The organism is Paenibacillus sp. J22FR5 (genome assembly GCF_059691975.1).
On record NZ_JCAUAN010000031.1, the window covers coordinates 47,358 to 68,460 of the forward strand.

20 protein-coding genes and 2 pseudogenes are annotated in these 21,103 nt (G+C 43.8%); 20 read left to right on the forward strand and 2 right to left on the reverse strand.

Translation table 11 applies throughout. From position 1 onward, the window contains the following. The first annotated feature begins 38 nt into the window (after nt 1-38). The 14 genes and pseudogenes from AC58P7_RS27280 to AC58P7_RS27345 all read left to right on the forward strand — a co-directional run bounded on the left by AC58P7_RS27280 (nt 39) and on the right by AC58P7_RS27345 (nt 15,411). The gene (locus AC58P7_RS27280; RefSeq protein ID WP_497348620.1) at nt 39-947 is read left to right on the forward strand and encodes a carbohydrate ABC transporter permease; all 909 of its coding nucleotides are present in this window, start codon (nt 39-41) and stop codon (nt 945-947) included. Nucleotides 948-987: 40 nt separating this feature from the next. Continuing rightward, complete coding sequence (locus tag AC58P7_RS27285) at nt 988-2,613, forward strand: ABC transporter substrate-binding protein (protein WP_497348622.1); 1,626 nt, start codon at nt 988-990, stop codon at nt 2,611-2,613. Between the two features lie 106 nt (nt 2,614-2,719). Continuing rightward, nucleotides 2,720-3,712, forward strand: coding sequence for a LacI family DNA-binding transcriptional regulator (locus AC58P7_RS27290; protein WP_497348672.1), 993 nt, complete (start codon nt 2,720-2,722; stop codon nt 3,710-3,712). A 227-nt stretch (nt 3,713-3,939) separates the two neighbouring features. Continuing rightward, the gene (locus tag AC58P7_RS27295; RefSeq protein ID WP_497348624.1) at nt 3,940-5,670 is read left to right on the forward strand and encodes a sensor histidine kinase; all 1,731 of its coding nucleotides are present in this window, start codon (nt 3,940-3,942) and stop codon (nt 5,668-5,670) included. Continuing rightward, nucleotides 5,670-6,455 carry a response regulator transcription factor gene (locus AC58P7_RS27300; RefSeq protein WP_497348626.1) on the forward strand — a complete coding sequence of 262 codons (786 nt, stop codon included), beginning with the start codon at nt 5,670-5,672 and terminating at the stop codon, nt 6,453-6,455. The genes AC58P7_RS27295 and AC58P7_RS27300 overlap by 1 nt, the downstream gene beginning before the upstream one ends. A gap of 168 nt (nt 6,456-6,623) precedes the next feature. Next, a complete protein-coding gene (locus AC58P7_RS27305; protein ID WP_497348628.1) occupies nt 6,624-8,294 on the forward strand; it encodes an extracellular solute-binding protein in 1,671 nt (556 codons plus the stop codon). Nucleotides 8,295-8,388: 94 nt separating this feature from the next. Next, complete coding sequence (locus AC58P7_RS27310; protein WP_497348630.1) at nt 8,389-9,279, forward strand: ABC transporter permease; 891 nt, start codon at nt 8,389-8,391, stop codon at nt 9,277-9,279. An 18-nt stretch (nt 9,280-9,297) separates the two neighbouring features. Then, nucleotides 9,298-10,185 (forward strand): carbohydrate ABC transporter permease, encoded by an 888-nt coding sequence (locus tag AC58P7_RS27315; protein WP_497348632.1) that lies wholly within the window; start codon nt 9,298-9,300, stop codon nt 10,183-10,185. A gap of 20 nt (nt 10,186-10,205) precedes the next feature. Continuing rightward, nucleotides 10,206-11,000 (forward strand): endonuclease/exonuclease/phosphatase family protein, encoded by a 795-nt coding sequence (locus AC58P7_RS27320; RefSeq protein ID WP_497348634.1) that lies wholly within the window; start codon nt 10,206-10,208, stop codon nt 10,998-11,000. Nucleotides 11,001-11,027: 27 nt separating this feature from the next. Further along, complete coding sequence (locus AC58P7_RS27325) at nt 11,028-12,311, forward strand: CehA/McbA family metallohydrolase (protein ID WP_497348636.1); 1,284 nt, start codon at nt 11,028-11,030, stop codon at nt 12,309-12,311. A gap of 184 nt (nt 12,312-12,495) precedes the next feature. Further along, nucleotides 12,496-13,428 (forward strand): aldo/keto reductase, encoded by a 933-nt coding sequence (locus AC58P7_RS27330; RefSeq protein WP_497348638.1) that lies wholly within the window; start codon nt 12,496-12,498, stop codon nt 13,426-13,428. A gap of 19 nt (nt 13,429-13,447) precedes the next feature. Further along, the gene (locus AC58P7_RS27335) at nt 13,448-13,612 is read left to right on the forward strand and encodes a hypothetical protein (protein ID WP_497348640.1); all 165 of its coding nucleotides are present in this window, start codon (nt 13,448-13,450) and stop codon (nt 13,610-13,612) included. After that, nucleotides 13,609-14,607 (forward strand): annotated as a pseudogene (locus tag AC58P7_RS27340) (CehA/McbA family metallohydrolase). The gene AC58P7_RS27335 and the pseudogene AC58P7_RS27340 overlap by 4 nt, the downstream one beginning before the upstream one ends. Nucleotides 14,608-14,628: 21 nt before the next feature. Next, entirely contained in the window at nt 14,629-15,411 is a 783-nt protein-coding gene (locus AC58P7_RS27345) for an MgtC/SapB family protein (RefSeq protein ID WP_497348642.1), read from the forward strand. 59 nt (nt 15,412-15,470) lie between these two features. On the opposite strand, the gene AC58P7_RS27350 is transcribed toward AC58P7_RS27345, so the two are convergent. Further along, complete coding sequence (locus AC58P7_RS27350) at nt 15,471-16,412, reverse strand: hypothetical protein (protein WP_497348643.1); 942 nt, start codon at nt 16,410-16,412, stop codon at nt 15,471-15,473. Nucleotides 16,413-16,668: 256 nt separating this feature from the next. Here AC58P7_RS27350 and AC58P7_RS27355 point away from each other — a divergent pair, with 256 nt between their 5' ends. The 4 genes and pseudogenes from AC58P7_RS27355 to AC58P7_RS27370 form a co-directional block, all read left to right on the forward strand. Next, nucleotides 16,669-17,520 carry a hypothetical protein gene (locus tag AC58P7_RS27355; RefSeq protein WP_497348645.1) on the forward strand — a complete coding sequence of 284 codons (852 nt, stop codon included), beginning with the start codon at nt 16,669-16,671 and terminating at the stop codon, nt 17,518-17,520. A gap of 69 nt (nt 17,521-17,589) precedes the next feature. After that, nucleotides 17,590-19,344: a sensor histidine kinase gene (locus AC58P7_RS27360; RefSeq protein WP_497348647.1), complete on the forward strand. Its 1,755-nt coding sequence runs from the start codon at nt 17,590-17,592 to the stop codon at nt 19,342-19,344. Between the two features lie 71 nt (nt 19,345-19,415). Next, nucleotides 19,416-19,625 (forward strand): alpha/beta-type small acid-soluble spore protein, encoded by a 210-nt coding sequence (locus AC58P7_RS27365; protein ID WP_497348649.1) that lies wholly within the window; start codon nt 19,416-19,418, stop codon nt 19,623-19,625. A gap of 199 nt (nt 19,626-19,824) precedes the next feature. Beyond that, nucleotides 19,825-19,941 (forward strand): annotated as a pseudogene (locus AC58P7_RS27370) (two-component system response regulator); the annotation flags it as partial. Nucleotides 19,942-20,007: 66 nt separating this feature from the next. On the opposite strand, the gene AC58P7_RS27375 reads toward AC58P7_RS27370, so the two are convergent. Beyond that, nucleotides 20,008-20,205: a PspC domain-containing protein gene (locus AC58P7_RS27375; protein ID WP_497348651.1), complete on the reverse strand. Its 198-nt coding sequence runs from the start codon at nt 20,203-20,205 to the stop codon at nt 20,008-20,010. 293 nt (nt 20,206-20,498) lie between these two features. Here AC58P7_RS27375 and AC58P7_RS27380 point away from each other — a divergent pair, with 293 nt between their 5' ends. Beyond that, nucleotides 20,499-20,903: a hypothetical protein gene (locus AC58P7_RS27380; protein ID WP_497348653.1), complete on the forward strand. Its 405-nt coding sequence runs from the start codon at nt 20,499-20,501 to the stop codon at nt 20,901-20,903. Nucleotides 20,904-20,938: 35 nt separating this feature from the next. Beyond that, nucleotides 20,939-21,046 (forward strand): EAL domain-containing protein, encoded by a 108-nt coding sequence (locus tag AC58P7_RS27385; RefSeq protein WP_497348655.1) that lies wholly within the window; start codon nt 20,939-20,941, stop codon nt 21,044-21,046. The last annotated feature ends 57 nt before the right edge of the window (nt 21,047-21,103 follow it).

Sequence of the window (21,103 nt, forward strand, 5' to 3'; positions counted from 1 at the left end):
GCTATTCATCATGATGGATAGCTGAGGAGGGACATCCCATGGAGCAAGTCATCGCTCGCCAGAGGGGGACGGACTTTTCGTCCGTGGCCATACGATTATTTGGTTATTTCTTTATAGGTTTATTCGCGCTATGCTGCCTAATCCCGTTTCTTCTCGTCCTTGGCACTTCGTTTACCTCAGAGAAATCGATTACGCTGCATGGTTATAATTTATGGCCGAAGGAATTCAGTACGTTTGCTTATAAAATTGTGTTCGAAAACCCAGGCGTAATTCTTGGCTCTTACGGAGTGACGATGGGGATTACCATTGTGGGAACAACCATCGGACTGTTTGTCGTCGCAATGACGGGATATTCCTTACAGCGTCCAGATTTTCCTTATCGAAATCGGATCTCCTTTTTCATCTATTTTACAACCTTGTTTCAAGGCGGAGTCGTCCCTTTCTACTTAATCATGACCCAATGGCTGCACCTGAAGGATAGTTATTTAGCAGTTCTACTGCCTGGGTTGATGAGTCCATTTCTAATCATTATGATGAAAAGCTTCGTCACATCCATCCCACATGCGATCACGGAGTCAGCGAAAATGGATGGTGCAGGAGATTTCCGGATCTTTACAAGGCTAATCCTGCCAATGACGACACCAGCTTTGGCCACGATCGGATTATTCATCGCGCTTGGCTATTGGAATGAATGGTATAACGCCATGCTGTTCCTTTCGCCAGATTTGAAATATAGACCTCTGCAATTGTTTCTCTATAACGTTGTCACGAGCGCCGACTTTATCAAGAATTCATCGGTCTCATCCAATGTACAGCCTAGAGATATGCCGCTGGAATCCATGAAAATGGCGACTGCGGTCGTTGCAACAGGACCCGTCATCCTGTTTTACCCGATGGTGCAGAAATATTTCATCAAAGGTATTACCGTTGGTGCTGTCAAAGGCTGACGTCATGTATAGACCAAAATAATGATGGGGAGGCAATTCCATGTTAAAGAGAAAGAAGAAAACGCTTAGTCTCGCACTCGCAGCAACACTCGCTGTAAGTTTGACGGCCTGTACGTCATCCAGCAGCACGTCTACAAGCTCGACGGACAAAGCCACAACGACAGCGGCAGCAACGGCAGCAACGGCAGCAACGGCAGCAACGGCAGCAGGCGGTAAAATCGATACGTCTGAGTTTCAAACGATTTCTTATGTTATGTTAGGCGACAAGCCGAAGAATGGTCAATTCGAGAAAGTCATGGAAAAGCTCAATGCGATTTTGAAACAAAAGGTCAATGCGAAACTGGAAATCAAATGGGTGGAATGGGCAGATTGGCAAACGAAGTATAATTTATTACTCGCATCCGGGGAGCCTGTTGACTTGATTACCGTGGCCACAGACTGGTTGGATACATGGCAAAATGCGCAAAAAGGCGCCTTTCAGCCCTTAGATAAGCTTCTTCCAGTCTACGCACCGATAACGTATAAGGAAGTCCCGCAAGAGAACTGGGCGGAGACGAAATACAAGAATCAGATCATGCTAATCCCGGAAGATCATTATACGCAATGGGTTAATCACGGCTTCTTATATCGTGGTGATTGGGCGAAGGAATTCGGCATCACGTCGCCGATTACAGATTGGAAAACATTGGAGAAATATCTCCAAGGCGTCAAGGATAAGAAGCCAGGCGTTGTTCCTTGGGATACGAATGGTACTGCCGCAGGCAATATTGGCGGTTATATCAATTCCTACACAGACGCGATTGAGCTTCCGGTGAGTACGGGGCTATTCTCATTAATCTATGGTAAATCCTATGATGAGAAGTATAAGGCCTACAGTCCTATACTCGATGATACGTTCGTCAACTTTGCTAAATTAATGAAAGACTGGGGCGACAAGGGCTTCTGGCGCGAGGATGTCTTGAACTATAAAGGCGACAACCGTTCTGAGCTGGAAGCGGGCAAATCCGCGGTGGATCAGCATCACACGCAAACCTTCCTAGGCGAGCGCATCAAAATGGATAAGCTGCAGCCAGGCTCAGATCTGCAATTCTTCCCATTCTCAGCGACTCGTAACAATCTCGTCTCGATGTCGATCACACATGGCGGAACGTCCATTGGTGCGAAAAGTAAGCATCCAGAGCGCGCTCTGATGGTTTATGAGCTTATTCGTCAAGACCCTGAAGTGTATCGTCTGATGAACTATGGCCTTGAAGGCGTACAATATGTCGTGAAAGATGGCAAACGCTATCGTCCGGATGGGTATGATGTCCAACGAGACGACTTCTATACCGACTTCTGGGGCGGACGTATCGATAAGAACGAAATTCCTGATGGCAATGACTGGGTTGGGAAAGGCGCTTTGTATGCCTCCTATGACAAAGTCAAAAAAGCGTATCCATACGGCCGTTTTGTCTTCGACAAAGCCAACGTCTCCAATGAGTTGACAGCAGTCACGCAAGTAGTTGGATCAATGGCACCTGCCATTCTCTACGGCAAAGCGGGTGACCCGGTGAAAGCGGTAGACGATTTCAGAGCGAAATTGAAAGCTGCTGGTTTTGACAAGTTGATGGCTGAGGTTCAAAAGCAATTAGACGCTTTTAAAACGACAGTAGAAAGCACGAAATAAAGCAATACCCATATCGAAGGTCTGTTTCAGATCAGGCCTTCGATCTTTCGCTTTTCAATTCGACGTAACGGAGAGTGAGCTCCTGGAATCAATTACGGTCTACGATATTGCTAGGGAAGCGAACGTTTCCGTCGCGACAGTTTCCCGCGTTCTCAATGATACTGCACCCGTTCGAACGTCCACCAGGCAGAGAATTATGGCGATTATTGAAAAACATAAGTTTCAGCCCAATGCCTTGGCACGAAGTCTGGTTAATAAGAAGACCGGCATGATAGGCGTATTGTTTCCAGATAGCAGCAATATGTTTTTCTCTGAGGTGTTCGGAGGAGCAGAGAGAGCAGCGCAAAAGCTGGGGTATACCCTGTTTTTATGCAACACTTTCAGCGATTGCAGCAGAGAATCCGAATATTTAAATTTGCTATGTGAAAGGCAAGTGGACGGACTCCTATTCATGGGAGGCCGTATTAATGCACGGCATTGTCCGGAGGGGCTTGTACAGGAAGTGGTGGATATTCAGAAGAAAATCCCCATTGTATTCATCAATGGCACACTGCCAGGGCATCCGTGTCATCGTGTGAAAACAGACGAATACATGGGCACACAGCTTATTGTTCAGCATTTGATTGATCGGGGGCACCAGCGGATTGGTTTCTTAGGCGGAAGCGCAGCAACGACAACAACGATGGAGAAGCTTCAAGCTTACCGACGTACACTTGAATCTAATCATCTCACTTATCGTAAGGAATGGGTGCGTTTGGGGAGTTTCTCAATATCTTGCGGACGAGAATTGATGGAAACGTTTCTTACAATGCCTAATCGTCCAACGGCTATTTTATGTATTAATGATTATGTGGCGATAGGTGCGATGAAAGTGGCTTTATTTCGTGGGATGCGGATTCCGGACGATATCGCGATTGCCGGATTTGATGATACCCAATTATCCTCGGCGATGAATCCGGAGCTAACGACAGTTTCACAGCATAGTGAACTCTTGGGTATGCAGGCGATGGGAATTTTATCCAAATTAATTCAGAAAGAAAAGGTGAAGAAGCTGACGGTTTTGGAGGCTAATCTCATCATTAGGCAGAGTACGCAATGAGAAATAGTTGTAATTCAATATTCCATTCAAACGGAGCGACGCTGCTTAGCGGGCTCCTTTTTTTATTGACCATGAATAGAATACGCATATTTTCAAGGTTGTTAGCGCTTTAGTTGTTTTGTATACTAAGCAATACTGGGTTAATAGGCGTATTGTTGATTCCATGCTGTTCATTCGCAAATCGTACATAAGGTTAACCTGACTATCCCTAGAAGCGAGGCTGAAGCATGACCATACTTAAAATTCCGGGTTTACAACCAAAGCCGCATTCGTTGAAATATCGATTAATCCTAATCCTTTTTATTAGCTCTCTTGCGCCGTTACTTCTCATAGGAAGCATTTCTTATTTCTCCATGTATGCCATTTTACAAAATAAGGCTGAGGGCGGAGTTCTTAGTAATTTGCATCAAGTAAGGTTATTGCTGGAAGATACGCTCGGCCAGCTGAACCACACTTCGCAGCAGCTCGCCTTTGACGGGAGGGTTGGCAAAAGCCTTGAGAGCTATTTGTCGGCTGATATCTATGAGAAGAAAAGATTGAACGACGAGATCAGAAGCGAGTTAGGCTTAATTCATTTTACCAACCCGACGCTGGGACTAATGTTTTACTATTTTGAGGATGATAATCAGGTGTTATTTGAGAATTTTAGTGTCAGTGACAATTATGATCTCAAGCAGCTACCTGTACTCATTAAATTCGATAAACTTACGTATATGGGACCGCATCTTTCTTTAAATCCGATTGATGGCAATCAAGTGCTATCGATCCTGCGTAAAGTCGAGCTGCCGGATCGTGATGATGTTTATGTCTATATTGAAACTAATTTTAAATTGGCCGAAAGTATCCTCAAAGACAATGATCAATTCGGAGGCAATTTGGTGCATCTAATCGTCGATAATCATGGCAAAATCGTTTATAGCGAGAATTCCACTGATTTTCCAGTAGGGATGGAATATGTCAACAATGATTCGATTAAGGACATTTCAGGTAAATATAGAATGTTCGAGGAATCAAGCAATCAAACTTGGAAAGTTATGGCTGCAGTTCCTAATTCGGTATACAGCCTCGAAGTATATAGATGGATGAAGCAGTTTGTCTTTTTCGCCATTTTAACATTAATAGCAAGTTTCTTTATTGCCTGGGTTATTTGGCTAACGGTCTATCGTCCGCTCAACCTGTTAAGTACGGATATTCGCAATGTAAAAAGCAACAATGAGGTTTTCCCAAGAAGACAATCTCAGATCTCAGAGTTTTCTGTTATTTACAAAGAGTTTGCGGAAATGAGAAGTCGGATTTTCGAACTAATCAGTGAGGTGGAGCAGAAAGAACAGAGTAAAGCATTTCTCGAAGTTGAGAAATTAATGACCCAAATCAATCCTCACTTTATTCATAATACGCTCGATACTATTCGATGGCTGGCTCGTGCCAATGGGCAGAAAGATATTGATCGATTGGTGTCCACCTTGAACAAAGTACTCTATTATAATCTCGGCAAAGGTGGACCGGCAAGAATTAAAGATGAAATTGACGCTTTGAAAAACTATGTTGAACTGCAGGGCATCCGATATAACTTTCATTTTGATGTGAAAATCCATGCGGATTCGAAGTCACTTGAGTTGCCGGTTCCAAGGTTTATTCTGCAGCCTCTTGTTGAAAATGCCTTATATCATGGCCTGGGAGACAACGGAGTGATCGAAGTTAGCGTTATAGAAGATGGAGAGTCGCATGTCATTATTGAAGTGAAAGATAATGGAGACGGAATGACGAAAGAAGATATTGAACAATTAATGAGCGAAAACACGGTAGAGAAAAAGAAGGTAGGAATGGGAATTGGGCTGCAATATGTATACCGAATGGTGAAGTTCCAATTCGGATCTGCCGCAAGTTTTCATATTGAAAGCACAATCGGCGCAGGGACGACAATCGTACTTCGTCTTCCGATAGGAGGAGTATGCTGATGATAAAAGTTATGGTTGTGGACGATGATCACTTGGTACGCAAAGGTTTCATCACGATGATGCCTTGGCGCGAGCATAACTTAGAGGTCGTAGGGGAAGCAGGAAACGGTAAAAAAGCGTTGGAGTTTTTGGAGAATAATCAGGTGGACTTGCTGATTACCGATTTAGCGATGCCTGTCATGTCAGGTATTGATTTAATGAGGTGTGTGAAAGAAAAATATAGGGATATCAGCATGGTCGTATTGACGTTTCATCAGGATTTTGAACTCATTCAGGAAGCGCTTCGTTTGGGGGCACTAGATTACATAACGAAGGTTGAGCTTGAACACGAGCAGATGGACGAGGTATTAAGAAGAATTGTAGGCAAAATGAAGGAGCAAAATGTGCGATCAAGAGACGCGCATGTGCAGAATCAAAGCATTCCTATTTTTGCTGATGAGGATGAGGGGCCATATTCGCCAGAAGTGAATGCAAGTATTTGGAAGGCAGTAGAAATCATTCATGCAGAGTTTCAAAATGATCTCTTATTGCCGGATATCGCCAAAAGAGTGAATATGAGTCGCAGCTATTTCAGTCGCTGTTTTCGGGATATTGCGGGAAAAACGTTTAACGAGTATATCCGTGAAGTGCGGGTGAATCATGCGAAAGCCATGCTTACACAGACAGGGAAAGCGATTGGGTGGATCGCCACGCAGGCGGGATATCCAAATGAAAAATATTTTAGCAAAGTATTCCGGGAGTTGACGGGGATGCTGCCTGGTGAGTTTCGCAGGAGCCAGGGTTAGGACGAGGTCGCAAATCGTCTTCTGTAAAGTGCACTTTTGTCTACTGAATGTTCAAAGGATACCGATTACGAGACGATTTGCACCTAAAACATAAGACATAAATGGACCCGAATGTCTTTCATTTTCTTTAAGATGTATGTGTAGGGTAATTAAAGAGGAGGGGCAAATATGAAAAACAAAAAAGCTCTAATTTCCATGATGGCAATAGCTGTTCTGATGACAGCATGTTCTAGCAACAACGGAGGGACTAGTAAGGATGGCGGCGCTTCAGCGTCAGCAGATTCGAACGTTAAAGTAGACCCTTTCAAGATGCCGAATCCGATTGAAGTTACCACTTTCAAAAGTTTAAGCCCTGGGGCGAAGTTGCCGGCTGGTGATACCGTAGAGAGTAACCAGTACATGAAATATATCTCACAAAAAACAAATATCAATTTTAAAATTCTATGGTATGCGGCTGCTCAGGATCATGAGCAAAAGATGAAATTGGCGATCGCGAGTAACGATCTACCGGATGTTATGCTTGTTAATGAGCAAATCTTCCTATCGCTGGCTGAAGCCGGACAAATTGAGGACTTAAGCAAAGTTTATGAAAAGTATGCTTCCCCCTTAGCTAAAGAATTGTATGCTTCAACGAACAACAAAGCGCTGGATAAAGCAAGCTATAAAGGTAAATTGATGGGTATTCCAAATATTAGCGTTCAAGCCGATGCGGCAAGCATGGTGTGGGTGCGCAAGGACTGGATGGATAAATTGGGACTTCAACCGCCGAAGTCGGTTGACGATGTCGCTGCGATCGCCAAAGCTTTCGTTGAAAAAGATCCGGATGGCAATGGGAAAGCAGATACAATGGGGATTGCCGGTTTCGAGAAATCATTGGCTGTAAACGGTAAAGCGCAACGAGGAGACTTTAAAGGTATTTTCCAAGCGTTCGGCGCGTACCCTTCCGGTGGCGTTGAGGGTGTTTCCAACTGGATTAAAGACAGTTCTGGCAAGGTCTATTATGCTTCTATAACGCCGGAAACGAAGCAAGCGCTCAGTAAGCTGCGTGATATGTATGCCTCAGGTGCAATTGATAAGGAATTCGCCCTGCGTAAAGATCCGAACGAGAATATTGTATCTGGTAAAGCGGGCGTATTCTTCGGACCATGGTGGTCCGGTGGTTTGGCTGCCGATACGATGAAGCTCAATCCAAAGGCTGATTTCGTGCCATATTTAATCCCGGATGCTAAAGGCACTGTGAACACCATGATGGTGCCTGTGAGTACACAGTTTATCGTCGTGAAGAAAGGGATGAAAAACCCTGAGGCCGCTATGATCTACGCGAACACGTTTATCAATGCGCAGCGTAAAGTAGATCCAGATGCTTTGAAACTAGACTTTACTGTAAGTGCTGAACACTGGCCGATCGGAAATGCGACCTTCGATTATGCGGATGCGGTTGAAAGAAAGTCCGATACGTTGAAAAAGGCAATGAGCGGCCAAACCAAGCCTGAAGAGCTGAGTCCAGAAATGAAAGAACTGTTCGATAAGGCAACTCGCGACAAAGCCAATCCTAAAGGGGATCTGAAAGATTGGTCTGGCTATTATGGATACACCGTACCCGCAGATTTGCTGAAACAAAACATGAATAAGGTGTACAGCGAATTTACAGCTAACACCAAAACGATGGAAAGAAAATGGGCCAATTTGCAAAAGTTGGAGAAAGAAACGTTCTTCGGAATCGTCATGGGCGAGAAGCCGCTTGATGCGTTTGATAAGTTCGTTGCGGATTGGAAAGCACAAGGCGGCGACGAAATTACGAAAGAAGTAACGGATGAACTCAGCAAGTCCAAAAAGTAAACCGTAAATGGAAAAGAGCGCATCGCCTAACCGATTGGTGGTGCGCTCTTTGTACAATCATGATGGATAAGTTTGAACCAGAGGTGTATCGCAAATGAATATTAAATCATTTTACAAGCATTACCATTTGATGCTCCTGCCGGGTATTGTGCTTCTCATTATTTTTCAACTCATACCGATGTTTGGGATCGCGATTGCGTTCCAAAATTTCAAAATCGGTTTGGGAATCTGGCACTCTCCCTGGATTGGGTTAGAAAATTTCACGTACATGTTTCAACTGGAAGACAGTAAAACGATATTCTTTAATACGGTATTTATTGCTGTATGTAAAATTATTGCGCACCTGATCATCCCGCTCACCTTTGCTGTTTTGCTTAATGAGGTTAGATTTCGCATCTTCAAACGATGGGTACAGACGGTTGTGTACCTGCCACATTTTATTTCGTGGGTCATATTAGCGGGAGTCGTGATGGATATGCTGTCTTTGGACGGCATTATCAACAGTACGTTGAAAATGTTAGGTTTCGAACCGATTATGTTTTTGGCAAAAAACAGTTGGTTTCCTAGCATTGTGGTTAGCACAGACATTTGGAAGGAATTTGGATTTGCTGCCATCATTTATTTAGCTGCATTAGCTGGCATTAATCCTTCACTTTATGAAGCGGCTGAAATAGATGGCGCTAATCGATTGAAGCAGTTATGGTATGTCACATTGCCGAGCTTGATTCCTACCGTTGTTTTGTTGGCTACCCTGAGTATTGGTAATATTCTGAATGCAGGATTTGATCAAATTTTCAACTTGTATAATCCGCTTGTCTACAAATCAGGGGATATTATCGATACGTATGTATACAGGGTCGGTCTTGTGCAGGCTCAATATGGCTTAGCTACGGCCGTCGGCCTATTGAAATCGATGATTGGATTCATACTTATCATTATTTCTTACAAAATTGCTTATAAATACGCAAATTACAGAATTTTCTAATGAAGCAGGTGAATACCCGTGGTACGAAATAAAACGATATCGGCACAAATAACCGAAGCAGTTCTCATCTTGGTCATGTTAGTCATCTCATTCATGTCACTTGCGCCTGTTGTGCACGTTTTCTCCGTCTCGTTTAGCGACAACGCTGCAGCGGCAGGAGGTTTGGTAAAGTTTTGGCCTGTTGGCTTCTCTTTGGAATCCTATCGCAAAATTTTGGAAGAACCTCATTTTTTCCATGCATTTTTAGTTTCTGTCAAACGGGTATTGCTAGGCGGTGGAATCAACTTTGTATTGACCGTTATGATGGCGTACCCATTGTCTAGAAGTAGCAAAGAATTTCCACACCGGGCTGTGTACATGTGGTTCATGCTGTTTACAATGCTGTTTACCGGCGGGATCATCCCGTTATATTTGACCATAAAGTCGTTAGGCATGTTTAATACCATATGGGCTCTTGTCCTGCCGGGTGCAGTACCCGTTTTTAACGTTATTTTGTTAATGAACTTCTTCCGAAACTTGCCGAAGGAGCTTAGCGAAGCAGGCTATATGGACGGCGCGGGCCCTTGGTATATGATGATTAAAGTATATTTACCGCTTTCGTTGCCAGCAATGGCGACAGTAACGTTATTCAGTATTGTCGGTCATTGGAATGCGTTCTTTGACGGCATGATCTTTATGCGCAGTGCGGAATATTATCCACTGCAAACATATATTCAGCAGCTTGTCGTAAGCCAGAACTCTATGTTGGAACTTGATTCATCGAAGCTTGAGATGCTGATGAAAGTATCGGATAAGACACTCAATGCTGCCAAAATTGTGGTCTCTATGGTGCCGATTCTGATTATTTATCCGTTCCTGCAAAAGTACTTTATTCATGGCATCATGCTTGGATCTGTCAAAGAATAGACAAAAAGAGGTGCAATGTGATGGACTGGAAGGTCATGACATTCAATTTGCGGTATAACGAACCGAAGGATGGGGAACATGCATGGCCCTATCGCGTAAAGCGCGTTTCCCATACAATCCAAGAGCACGATCCCATTCTTTTTGGCACACAGGAAGGCTATTATGACATGCTGACCGAGCTTCACGAGGAGCTTCCAGCGTACAATTGGGTCGGCATGGGCCGGTTTGGCGAACATGAGGATGAGCATTGTGCCATTTTCTATAAGAGAGATCAACTGGAAGTTCTGGAAGAGGGGCATTTCTGGCTATCTGATACGCCGGAAGTTCCCGCATCAACATGCTGGGACAGCATGTTCCCTAGAATGTGTACTTGGGTTCGATTCAGGGACATGAACAGCCAAAAAGCGTTTGTCGTGTATAATACACATTTGGATCATAGCAGCCAAGAAGCAAGAGAAAATGGCATTAAGGTCATTTGGAATTATATCCGCTCGCTTAAGTCCGAGCATGCATTACCTCTCATTCTAATGGGAGACATGAACAGTCATCCAAGCAATCCTACGATCCGCTATTTAAGTGGGGAGTCCGACGAAGAAGGCCCGAATGGTTGGTTGAAAGATGCTTATACCGCTTTAGAAGGAAATGTAGGCCGAACTGCGCACGATTTCAATGGCGGAGAAGATGAGGCGCCAATTGATTATATTTTCGTATCACCCGAAATGGAACTGCTGGAAACGATCGTCGATAGAAGACAGATCGAAGGGGGCTACCCTTCGGATCATTATCCGATTATTGCAGCTTTGCGCTTATCTTAAAATGGAGCCAATCAAGGAGAACAACTGATGAAACATGAAGAAAGAAAGCGTTCAATACTGACAATTACGCGGGAAATTGCTCATTCCGAGCAAAGCGCTTATATCGAAGTACCTTTTGAAATGCCCGAGCAGGTTGAGGAGCTTGTGGTGTCGTATACGATCGAATCTCACAGCGAACAGAAGGCTGTCATCGACTTAGGCCTGAGGGACAGAAGCAGAGTGAGAGGCTGGAGTGGAGGAGCGCGCAAAGAATTTCGGGTTGGACAGGCAAAAGCTACGCATGGTTATTTGGCGGGCGACTTAACGCCAGGAGACTGGGCGGTTGTGCATAACGCTTACAAGGTTCCGAGCGAAGGCTGTTCTGTTCAAGTTACCATCGAATTTCTGTATAAGACACCTCGTTGGCTGAAGGGCGATCTGCATACGCACAGCGTGAACAGCGACGGCACGTTTACGCTGGAGGAAAACGCGGCAATCATGGAGGAACTTGGCTGCGATTTTATCGCCATGACCGATCATAATACAGTCAGCCAAAACCTGACTTATCCGCGAAATACCAATGTACTCATGATACCGGGAATGGAGTTTACAACGAACTTCGGACATAGTAATTTTTTGGGCGTTACGGACCCAATCCGTGATTTCCGTGTGAAAGGGCAGGAAGACGTCGATGCCAAGATTGCCGAAGCTCGCGCAAATGGAGCCAGAATCGTAATCAATCATCCGCACTGCGAATATTGCCCATGGGAATGGGATTTCCATGTCGATCACGATTGGGTAGAAGTGTGGAATGGTCCGTTTGCAGAACGTAATGCTCGGGCGCTGAATTGGTGGAATAGTCAACTCGTCTCCGGCAGAAGACTGGTTGCAGTTGGTGGCAGCGATACGCATCGTCCGGATCCGTTTGTTAAGCATGCGATGCCATGTACGTGGGTGTACGCTTCTGAGAAAACCGTAGATGGTATCCTGAGTGCCATTGATCTGGGGCATGTGCTGATTACGTATGCGCCGGAGGGTCCCTTTGTACAGCTTAATTGCGGTGCTTATATGGTTGGGGACGTTGTTCCAGCAGGGGAGCGTAGCAGAGAGGTTTCTTTCCATGCCGAGGGTCTGAAGGTCGGAGATACAGTGAAACTGATCAGCCATATTGGCTTGGAAAAGGTAGTTGAAGTGTCTTCAGTTGGCGATCTTGACATCCAATTTGACGCACAGGGGACAACGTTTGTGCGTGCCGAAATTTGGCGGCATTTCGAAGAGGTCAATATGAAGCTTATGGCTGCGTTAACGAACCCGATTTATTTTGACAAGTAAAAGAAGATATGGAGGGGGTTATTTAGGTGAAGGTTCAATGCTGAAAAAACACGTGAATATTTGAAAAAAATAACCGAATAACTCGGCACATTATGCCCCTGGCGCTACTTGCTTCCAGGGGCACTGTTCATACCTGATTCAGGGGGGAATCACAATCCTTAACGGATGAAGGGAGCACATACCAATGAAACAACTATCCATTCCCGGCTTTTCGTCTACATGTTCACAAATGATTCTCGGTTCTGATTACTTTCAGCCTTCCATACAAGATCATGTCGACAAACTGCTCGATGCCTATGTTAAGGCTGGCGGCAATATGGTGGATACTGCGCATGGCTATAGGGCTGGTGAAAGCGAGAAAGCCATCGGACTTTGGATGAGGTCCAGAGGCAATCGAGACCGGATTCATATTCTGACGAAGGGCGCACATCATGATCAGAACGGACCGCGGGTGAACGCCCAAGCGATTACAAGTGACCTCACAGAAAGTCTGCAGAGATTACAAACTGATTATATCGACTTTTACGCCCTGCATCGCGACGATCCTGAAGTATCCGTTGAACCGGTCATGGATATCTTGAATGAGCATATCGCATCCGGGAAAATCCGTGCGATCGGCGCATCCAACTGGACGCATCAGCGGATCCAGCTGGCCAACGATTATGCTGATAAAAACGGACTGATCGGCTTTTCCTTTAGCAGTACGAATTTAAGCTTAGCCAAACCGAATATTCCTCGCTGGCCCGGATGTGTCTCAGCAGATGAAGCGACCTGTGCTTGGCATGGGCAGACTGGCACTCCGCTATTTTCTTGGTCATCGTTAGCTGCCGGCTTTCTGACGGGGCGCTATTCGCCAGACAACGGTGAAAACGAAGAGATGGTTCGTGTTTATTACAATGACCTGAATTGGCAACGGCTTGATCGAGCCAAACAACTGGCGGAAGAAAAGGGAGTAACATTGGCTCAAATTTCATTAGCTTATGTGACGAATCAACCTTTTCCGACTTGTACGATTGTTGGCGCTCACTCGTTGGAGGAACTGCACGCGAATCGAGCAGCGATAGATATCGTACTGACCGAACAGGAAGTACACTGGCTGGAAAGTGGCGAAGCTTAATATGAAGGAGGAAAGAACAGTGAAGACACTCATTTCGGCAGAAGGTATTGTAACGCCAAGCTGTGGATTCATTCCAGGACAGATTCCACGGGGGCAGCTGCGTGTGACAATAATTCTCCATTGCGTTGTATCTGAGCAAGTCCGTTACAGCTTGCGTATCGAGGAAGTGGGGCAACGCTCATGACACGCTGGCTCCCATATGAACTGCATACCCATACATTTCACAGTGATGGGAAACAATCGCTTCTTGAACTCGCAGAGGCCGCTAAATCGCTCGGACTTGCCGGCTTCGCATTAACCGACCACAATACGATGACGGGACTTGCTGACAGTGAGCAGGTTCAGGAGCAGATTGGCATTGACATTATACAAGGGCTAGAATGGACAACGTGTTTTGGACATATGGTTACACTGGGAATTCGTGACTATGTGGATTGGCGGAATTTAAGTCCCTTTCATATTTCCCGGGGAATTAAGGGCGTACATCGCCAAGGTGGCGTAGTGGGGATTGCTTATCCTTTCCGTGTTGGCAGCCCGATGTGTACGGGTTGTTTTTAGGAGTTTGAGATTTCCGATTGGGGTGAAGTAGACTACATCGAGGTTTGGTCAGGTTTGTTTCCTTCTATTCAAAGGAATAACATTCGGGCTTTTGCCGTATGGACCGATCTTCTTAATCGCGGGATCCGGATCTCTGCTACAAGCGGGAGGGATTGGCATAGTAAAGATCCAGTGAAGGATCCTGTCTGCGCAACGTATTTGCAGATGGACGAGGATGAGGGAGCGGAATCTGGTGTAATAAACGCCCTGCGAAATGGGGCGGTATGTGTCTCCATGGGACCGCTTCCGCAACTAGCTATTCGTGGAACGGAAGGAAAGCTGCTGGCTGGAATCGGCGGAACCGTGTGTAGAGAAACGAATCTGTCAAAACGACTCCATATCGTGCTCGGTGTTGATTTTACCACGTGGGATGGTCAATGGGAGCTGATGGACGCCTCAATTACGATGCGACTGAACAGTAACAAAGGTGAAATTGCAGTTTGTGAACTGTCGAGAGTGGACCATGAAATTGTGATCTCGCCTGATGTAGAGGGAGTCACTTGGATTCGAGCTGAGATGTTCGGTACTTTTCATCGTGTCCATACCATGATCGGATTTACTAATCCTATTTATTTTCAATGAATGAGGGAAGAAGGGGAAGTTATGAGTGATGTTTCTAGCGTGTGGCATATTTCTCATCTAGATCTATTGATCCGATTGTTGATAGCAACTGTACTGGGTGGATTCATAGGGTTGGAGCGCGAATGGAGCAACCATGCTGCCGGGTTTCGTACGCATATTCTCGTCTGTTTAGGTTCTGCCACGATTATACTGCTTTCCATCTACGGGTTCTCGGAATTTGTCAATGAAGCAAATGTGCGGGCTGATCCGGCTAGACTAGCGGCGCAGGTAATCAGCGGTATCGGCTTTCTTGGAGCAGGAGCCATCTTACGGAACGGTTCCGTGATCAGCGGACTCACAACGGCTGCTTCGGTGTGGGTTGTTGCTGCTGTTGGGCTTTGCGTAGGAGCAGGGTTCTTCTTTGTGGCTGTGCTCTGTACCTTCTTGGCTTTAGTCAGCTTACTGTTATTGAACAAATGGGAGAAACACTTACTAAGAAACCGTCGTTTTCATGAGCTTACCGTTAGGGTGCTGGATCACCCAGGCGTACTCGGCACGATCGCATCCGCTTTGGGTGATCAGGGCATTCAAATTATGAAAATGAAAATGATTCCTGATCTTGAAATAGCTGACAACAACCTTGCAAAGCCAACCATGCAGCTCTGTTTCACGATGAAAGCACCGGAAAAAGGGAAACTCCTAGCCGCAATAGACGAAATTCATCGGTCAGAGCATGTGTTGTCAACGGATTCTCCTTGGTTGGAAGGCTTTCAAATCAAGCGAGTGATCAACACAATGAACCCGCAAAGTCCAATGCCGCGGTAGCTTAGTAAACAGGAAAGGTCAACTGAGATGAACTCGGTTGACCTTTTTATGCAGTGATTTTAACTAATGGGAAGAGGCAACTGATTTGAAATCACGCTGCATATCGTTCGCACATATTCATCAATGCTAAACCATCTGGAATCAATGCTTACGCTTACTTTATTTTCTACCATGTCAATGGCTTGTCTTGGATGTAATAGATCGTATCGAGGGTTATACATTTCTGTGAATGGCGGCAGGTCATGTCGCCCCATTGGTGCAATAGGTGTGGCTCCAAGCAGTTGGGCTTCATATAAAGCCAAGGTCAAACTTCCTCCGATGGTGACGGAAACCGCCGCTGTGGCTTTGGATAACAATTGATAATATTCCGCATGTGGCAATCTGCCCACTTCAATCCCTAATTCTCGCCACATAGCGACTGGATAATGGGACAATGGCGTAACTGGCGATGCGACAACAACTCTGTAGCCCAATTCCATAAATTCAAACGCCATGCGTACCGATAAGTAGGGCTGATAAAATTCATTCATTCTACCTGGGAAAACAATGAGCTTCTCGCGTTCTTCCGAAGATTGGATTCCGCTCAGTGTTGCATTCACATAATCATGGTCGTATGGAAAGCCCGCTGCGATAACCTCGACACGAGATCCCGATGGCAGACACCGTTTCCCCCAAGGCACCATGCTGGGATTTGTATAGAAAATAGCTTTTAAGGAAGGATGTTCGAAAATCCAGAGGGATTCTAAGTCTAATGCATTTGTAAAGGGATTCCAGACATCATGCTCTTGAATATACAGGTGCTCTGGAACTGGATCTGCTTCCTTGATCAGATCAAATAGTGTGTATCGTGTTATCAAGACAGGATGTTGTGGATCCGTTGGCAGATCAGGGGAAAAGACATACGGGACACCCGCTGCTTCTAGTCCTTTTTTCAAACCACTGAGATAATTAGGGTACCACGCTGTTTGATCTTTTTCGTCTACGAGCACATGCAACATCATGATAAGGCCTCCATCTGGACTATTAATCGCGTCAATGTTCACAATATATCATATTTTTATAGGGATATCATGTCTAACATCTTATGTAATATGGTATAGTATTCCTATTCTAATTAGGACGGTGCACATCAAAATGGTAGCAGTAAACGATGTAATCTTCTCCGAATCTGGTAGGGTCCATGTCGGGATTCCACACGAACGAGAAGTTATCTATGTGGGTCGCAATGGTCAGAAGGTGGAACGAATCCGAGTAAGCATGGATAATAAAATGACCAGTTTTATTTATAAACCGCTAACGAATTATCCCACTATGGGGAAAGAGCTGTGGGTTCAAGAAAACATTAGCTACCGAATACCCAAGGTACATGTTCCTAAGATCAACTATTATTCTCGAGCCAAGGAACCGGAAAGCTATTGGATGGTTTTCGAAGATCTTGGAGAGTTAACACATAGCTTCAGCGCGGATGTCATGAAAAAAACGGCTGAATTAATGCCCTATTGGCATCTCTTGCCTACATCTCTTGTACCCAATGAATTTGAAGGCCATTCTCCGCGTATCAAAGAAATACAAGGTTTTATCCTCTCAAAGGCCGAACAAATGAGGGAATTATTCTTCATCCATGGATTTTCTAATGACCATATCGATTATTTTTACCGTGAAATTCTGCTGCAACATCATCTTGAAAGTGAAACCGTCATCTCACATGGCGACTTGTATCCATTAAACATTGCTGAAGTGGATACAAAGCTCTTTATCTTCGACTGGGAGTACCTTCATACGAATAGTGTGTTCTGGGATCTTTACACTCTGATGGACATAACAAGCCCGCAATATCGAAGACCAGCCATTAATCAGGCATCACGTTTAGACGTTCTTGCCAGATATAGCTCTGCGCGCAATAGCCTTCAGTCGCCAACAAAGATGAATTTTATATGTGACTATCACAAATATAGTGCGTTGCACACCGTTTGGTTACTCCTCTTAATTGAAGATGACCTGGCTCAAGAAAGGTACGAAAAATCAGCCCTTCTACTGCAACAAAAGGAAACTATTGAGATATTCAAAATCGTTTTAAGTTATCTCATGATCACATCTGGACAATTTTAAAAATAAACTGCAAAATTCGACAAAATTGCTTATAATGAAGATAAAAAGAATATTGAGGGAGTCGTAAGCATGTTTTCATCTTTAGATAAATTCCCGCTAAAAACGATACTAATCTTTCTCATTGCTTTATTAAGTATGAACATAACGTATTTTCAACATTCGAAAGTTCTTCTGAATAATCATCAAAAAGAGAAAATCAACATTGTTACTTCTACGGTTTCATCAGAGCTTCATAAGCAAAATGAGGTAGAAGCAACGTACGATGAAATGCTTGGTCATGACCTAAGGACAGCTTCGATTGCTATTCAAAAGTCTCTCAATCCAGACTTCCATCTTGTCACGAATGAGCAATTAGTCGAACTGACAAAGCAACTGAATTTAGATGGTATTACGTTATTTGAGCGTCGGGATAATGACTTTATTGGGGTGAGATCCTCCGATCCGAAAGAAATCAACGCAAGCTCCAAGACTTGGGGAATCGTATATTCGGCACACTTACAGTTAACGGACATGAAAAGCGTCGATGTTGGCACCGGTTTAACGCTTGATCATTATTGGAGCGGCCCCATTGATACAGCATCCACCGATGTTACAAACATCAGGAAGTGGGGGGAATATTATGATGGGACAACCAATTATATTATTAATCCTTATTTGAATGTAACAAGTAGTCTAGCGCATTATAGGGAAAAAGTCGGCGTGGATGTTAGTATCCAAGAGCTGCTTGAAAATAACAAGGGAAATCTGATTGAAATTGCTGTCTTAAATCCGGAGAAAATTTTCGAAAAAGGACCTACGCCATACAATAGAGGCAGCTGGTATTCGGAGAGACTCCTGTTAAACGGTTCATATGTGTATAGAGATATGATGGAAGAGGATAAAATTAGGGAAGCTTTACAAAATAATAAAACCATTTTTTACAATGTCGAAATCAATGGGAAAAACATTCTAAAAAGCTTTACCCCGATTGAAACTTCGAATCTGAAATATAAGCGAGATGATTTACCTAAAGTCGTGATGGTTGCAACCGATTACAGTCAAATTGAACAAACGTTAAAACAGCAGTTCCGGGAAGTTTTCTTATTCATGAGCCTTGTTACACTGCTTGTTTGTGCTGTTATCATCATTCTGTTTTCAATTACGCGGAAGAAAAATGAAGGAGCCGTTAAGACGGTTCAGGATGTTTATCTCGATAATATTAATTCCATTGTTCAATCCATCAAAGAACAACGTCATGATATCATTAACCATATTACGACCATATCCTGGATGATCAAATTGAAGAAGTATGAAAGTTTGCAAGAATACATTAATCCCTTAATACAGGATGCGAAAGTGATGGATAACAAAATTAAAGCTGTTGAAATTAATATTCCAGCCTTAAGCGGAATTATCCAAGCTAAGCTTGCACAATCCGAAGTACACAATATTGATATGCAGGTAGATTTTAAGAATATGGAAAACCTGCGCCTCACAACGATAAAAACAACAGATTTGGTTCGCATTTTGAGTAATTTAATTGATAATTCCTTTGATGCGGCGGTTGAACTTCCTGTTACTGAAAGAAAAGTTACGGTAGAAGGAACTGTGCAAGCCAACCAACTCATCATTAAGGTGCAGAATACTTGCCCTCCTATTTGTCCTGAGATTTATACACGAATATTTGAATCCGGGTTTTCTACCAAGACAGGAAAGAACAATAAAGGCTTAGGACTTCATATCATCAAACAGTTAATTGAACGATATAAAGGCAGTATCGATTTTGCTACACAAGTGGATGGCGTAACTTTCACGATTGTCATTCCATTAAAACACGAAAAATAAAATTTGAATGTATAAGATTTCCTTACACTCCACAAAATAAGCTTACACCACGAGAAGGAGTGATTTATGTCATGGCTAACAACAACACATTGCTAGTTCCACAAGCTAAGGCCGCTTTAAATCAATTAAAGTATGAAGTAGCTCAAGAGTTAGGGATTGCGCTGCAACCCAATGGTTACAATGGAAATCTGCTAACACGTGATGCGGGTTCGATCGGTGGCACCATCACGAAGAGGTTGGTACAAATAGCGGAACAGCAGCTGCAAGGCTACAAACGCTAATCTTTTGGATAAAGCGGAACGTCCAAAAAGACTACAATCACTCTTCCTACTCGGGTGAATGCGGTCTTTTTTTCTTTACATTTCTTGTTATGGAGCTGCGCGGATGAGCGAGCTCCGTTTTCTATTTCATCAATCATTATTGCGGGGGGAACCACGACCATCTTAGGTGCGCAAGGGGTTTCGCTAGATATAACGACACTCTGATATGGGGCAACAGGGCATGGTCGTTCAAGCGATTCAGGCTGGGGCCAAAGATTTCATTGTGAAGCCATTTCAAGGTGATCGCGTACTAGATGCTATTCGCAGAGCCATATCATACATAGGAAAAACGCTCATCTCCTCGCATTTAAAGCCGGATGATGGGCGTTTTTCGTGCCTACTTTTAAAAGTGGCTATAGGGCATCTTTGGGATCAGGATAGAGCTGATGAAGTAAAGCAATGTGACAGTTCCAAAGCTGCAAAGCGCAGTTGCAACAACTAGAAGTCGAATCAGTGTAGCATTTACCCCAAGCCATTCTGCAATTCCTCCGCAAAGCCCTGTTACTTTACTGTCAGTCGTGGATCTGAATAATTTATTCATATGTTGTATCTCCTCTCGAATTTAAGCATTTTCGTTTGCTGCTTCGTTCTTATGATATTATTGTATCTTCTTTGAATGATAACGAAAACGGACCGTTGACGGTTATGGATCCTGTACTAAAGTCGGGGAGGTTCCTCTACTTTAGGGGAGTTGTAAGCATAATCATTAGCGAATTATTAGCAAAAAACATGTTTCCCTAAAATTCTGAATGGAAGTTTCACAACAATTAATAGGTAAGATAAGGATATAAAACGCTTACAACACTAATAAGGAATTGCGAGGTGTTTACAAACATGAATCTAATCCATTACTATCGCGAGCAATTTCTCGAGTTAATATCACAATTCGAGCCTAAATGGGAGGAAGAGCCATTATTTAAATTTGGTTTCCGATGGAATTCTTTTACGACGAATATGTATAAGGAATTTTTTCAGATGACGCAAGTTCAAGGTGAACCCTTGTACTTAATCTACGCAATTGAACTTCCTGATAAATACAAAAAAACGAATATTAGCGATGTTGTTAAGAATGTGTCCTCTTCGTATGAACTTTCGATGTATTTTTTCTCAGAAAAAATTCTCTTAACTTCCTGTGTGTCGATCGAAAATCTACAACAAACATCTTTAGGGTTTATAAATCAAGCACGTGGGGAAATCATTGATCTTGTGTTCTCGGCCATTCAATTAAGAGATATGTAACCAACCATTAGGGGGATATTTGTGTAAAGCTCAATGTGATTGCTGAAGGCGTAGAGAACGAAGAGGATCTAAGATTGCTGCAGGATTTTAATTGCGAAACCATGCAAGGATACTTATTCGGCAGACCCGTTCTGGACCATTAATTAATTTCAGGTAGTGAAAAGAGGAAGGCAGCATTACGAAATGGTAATAGCACTATG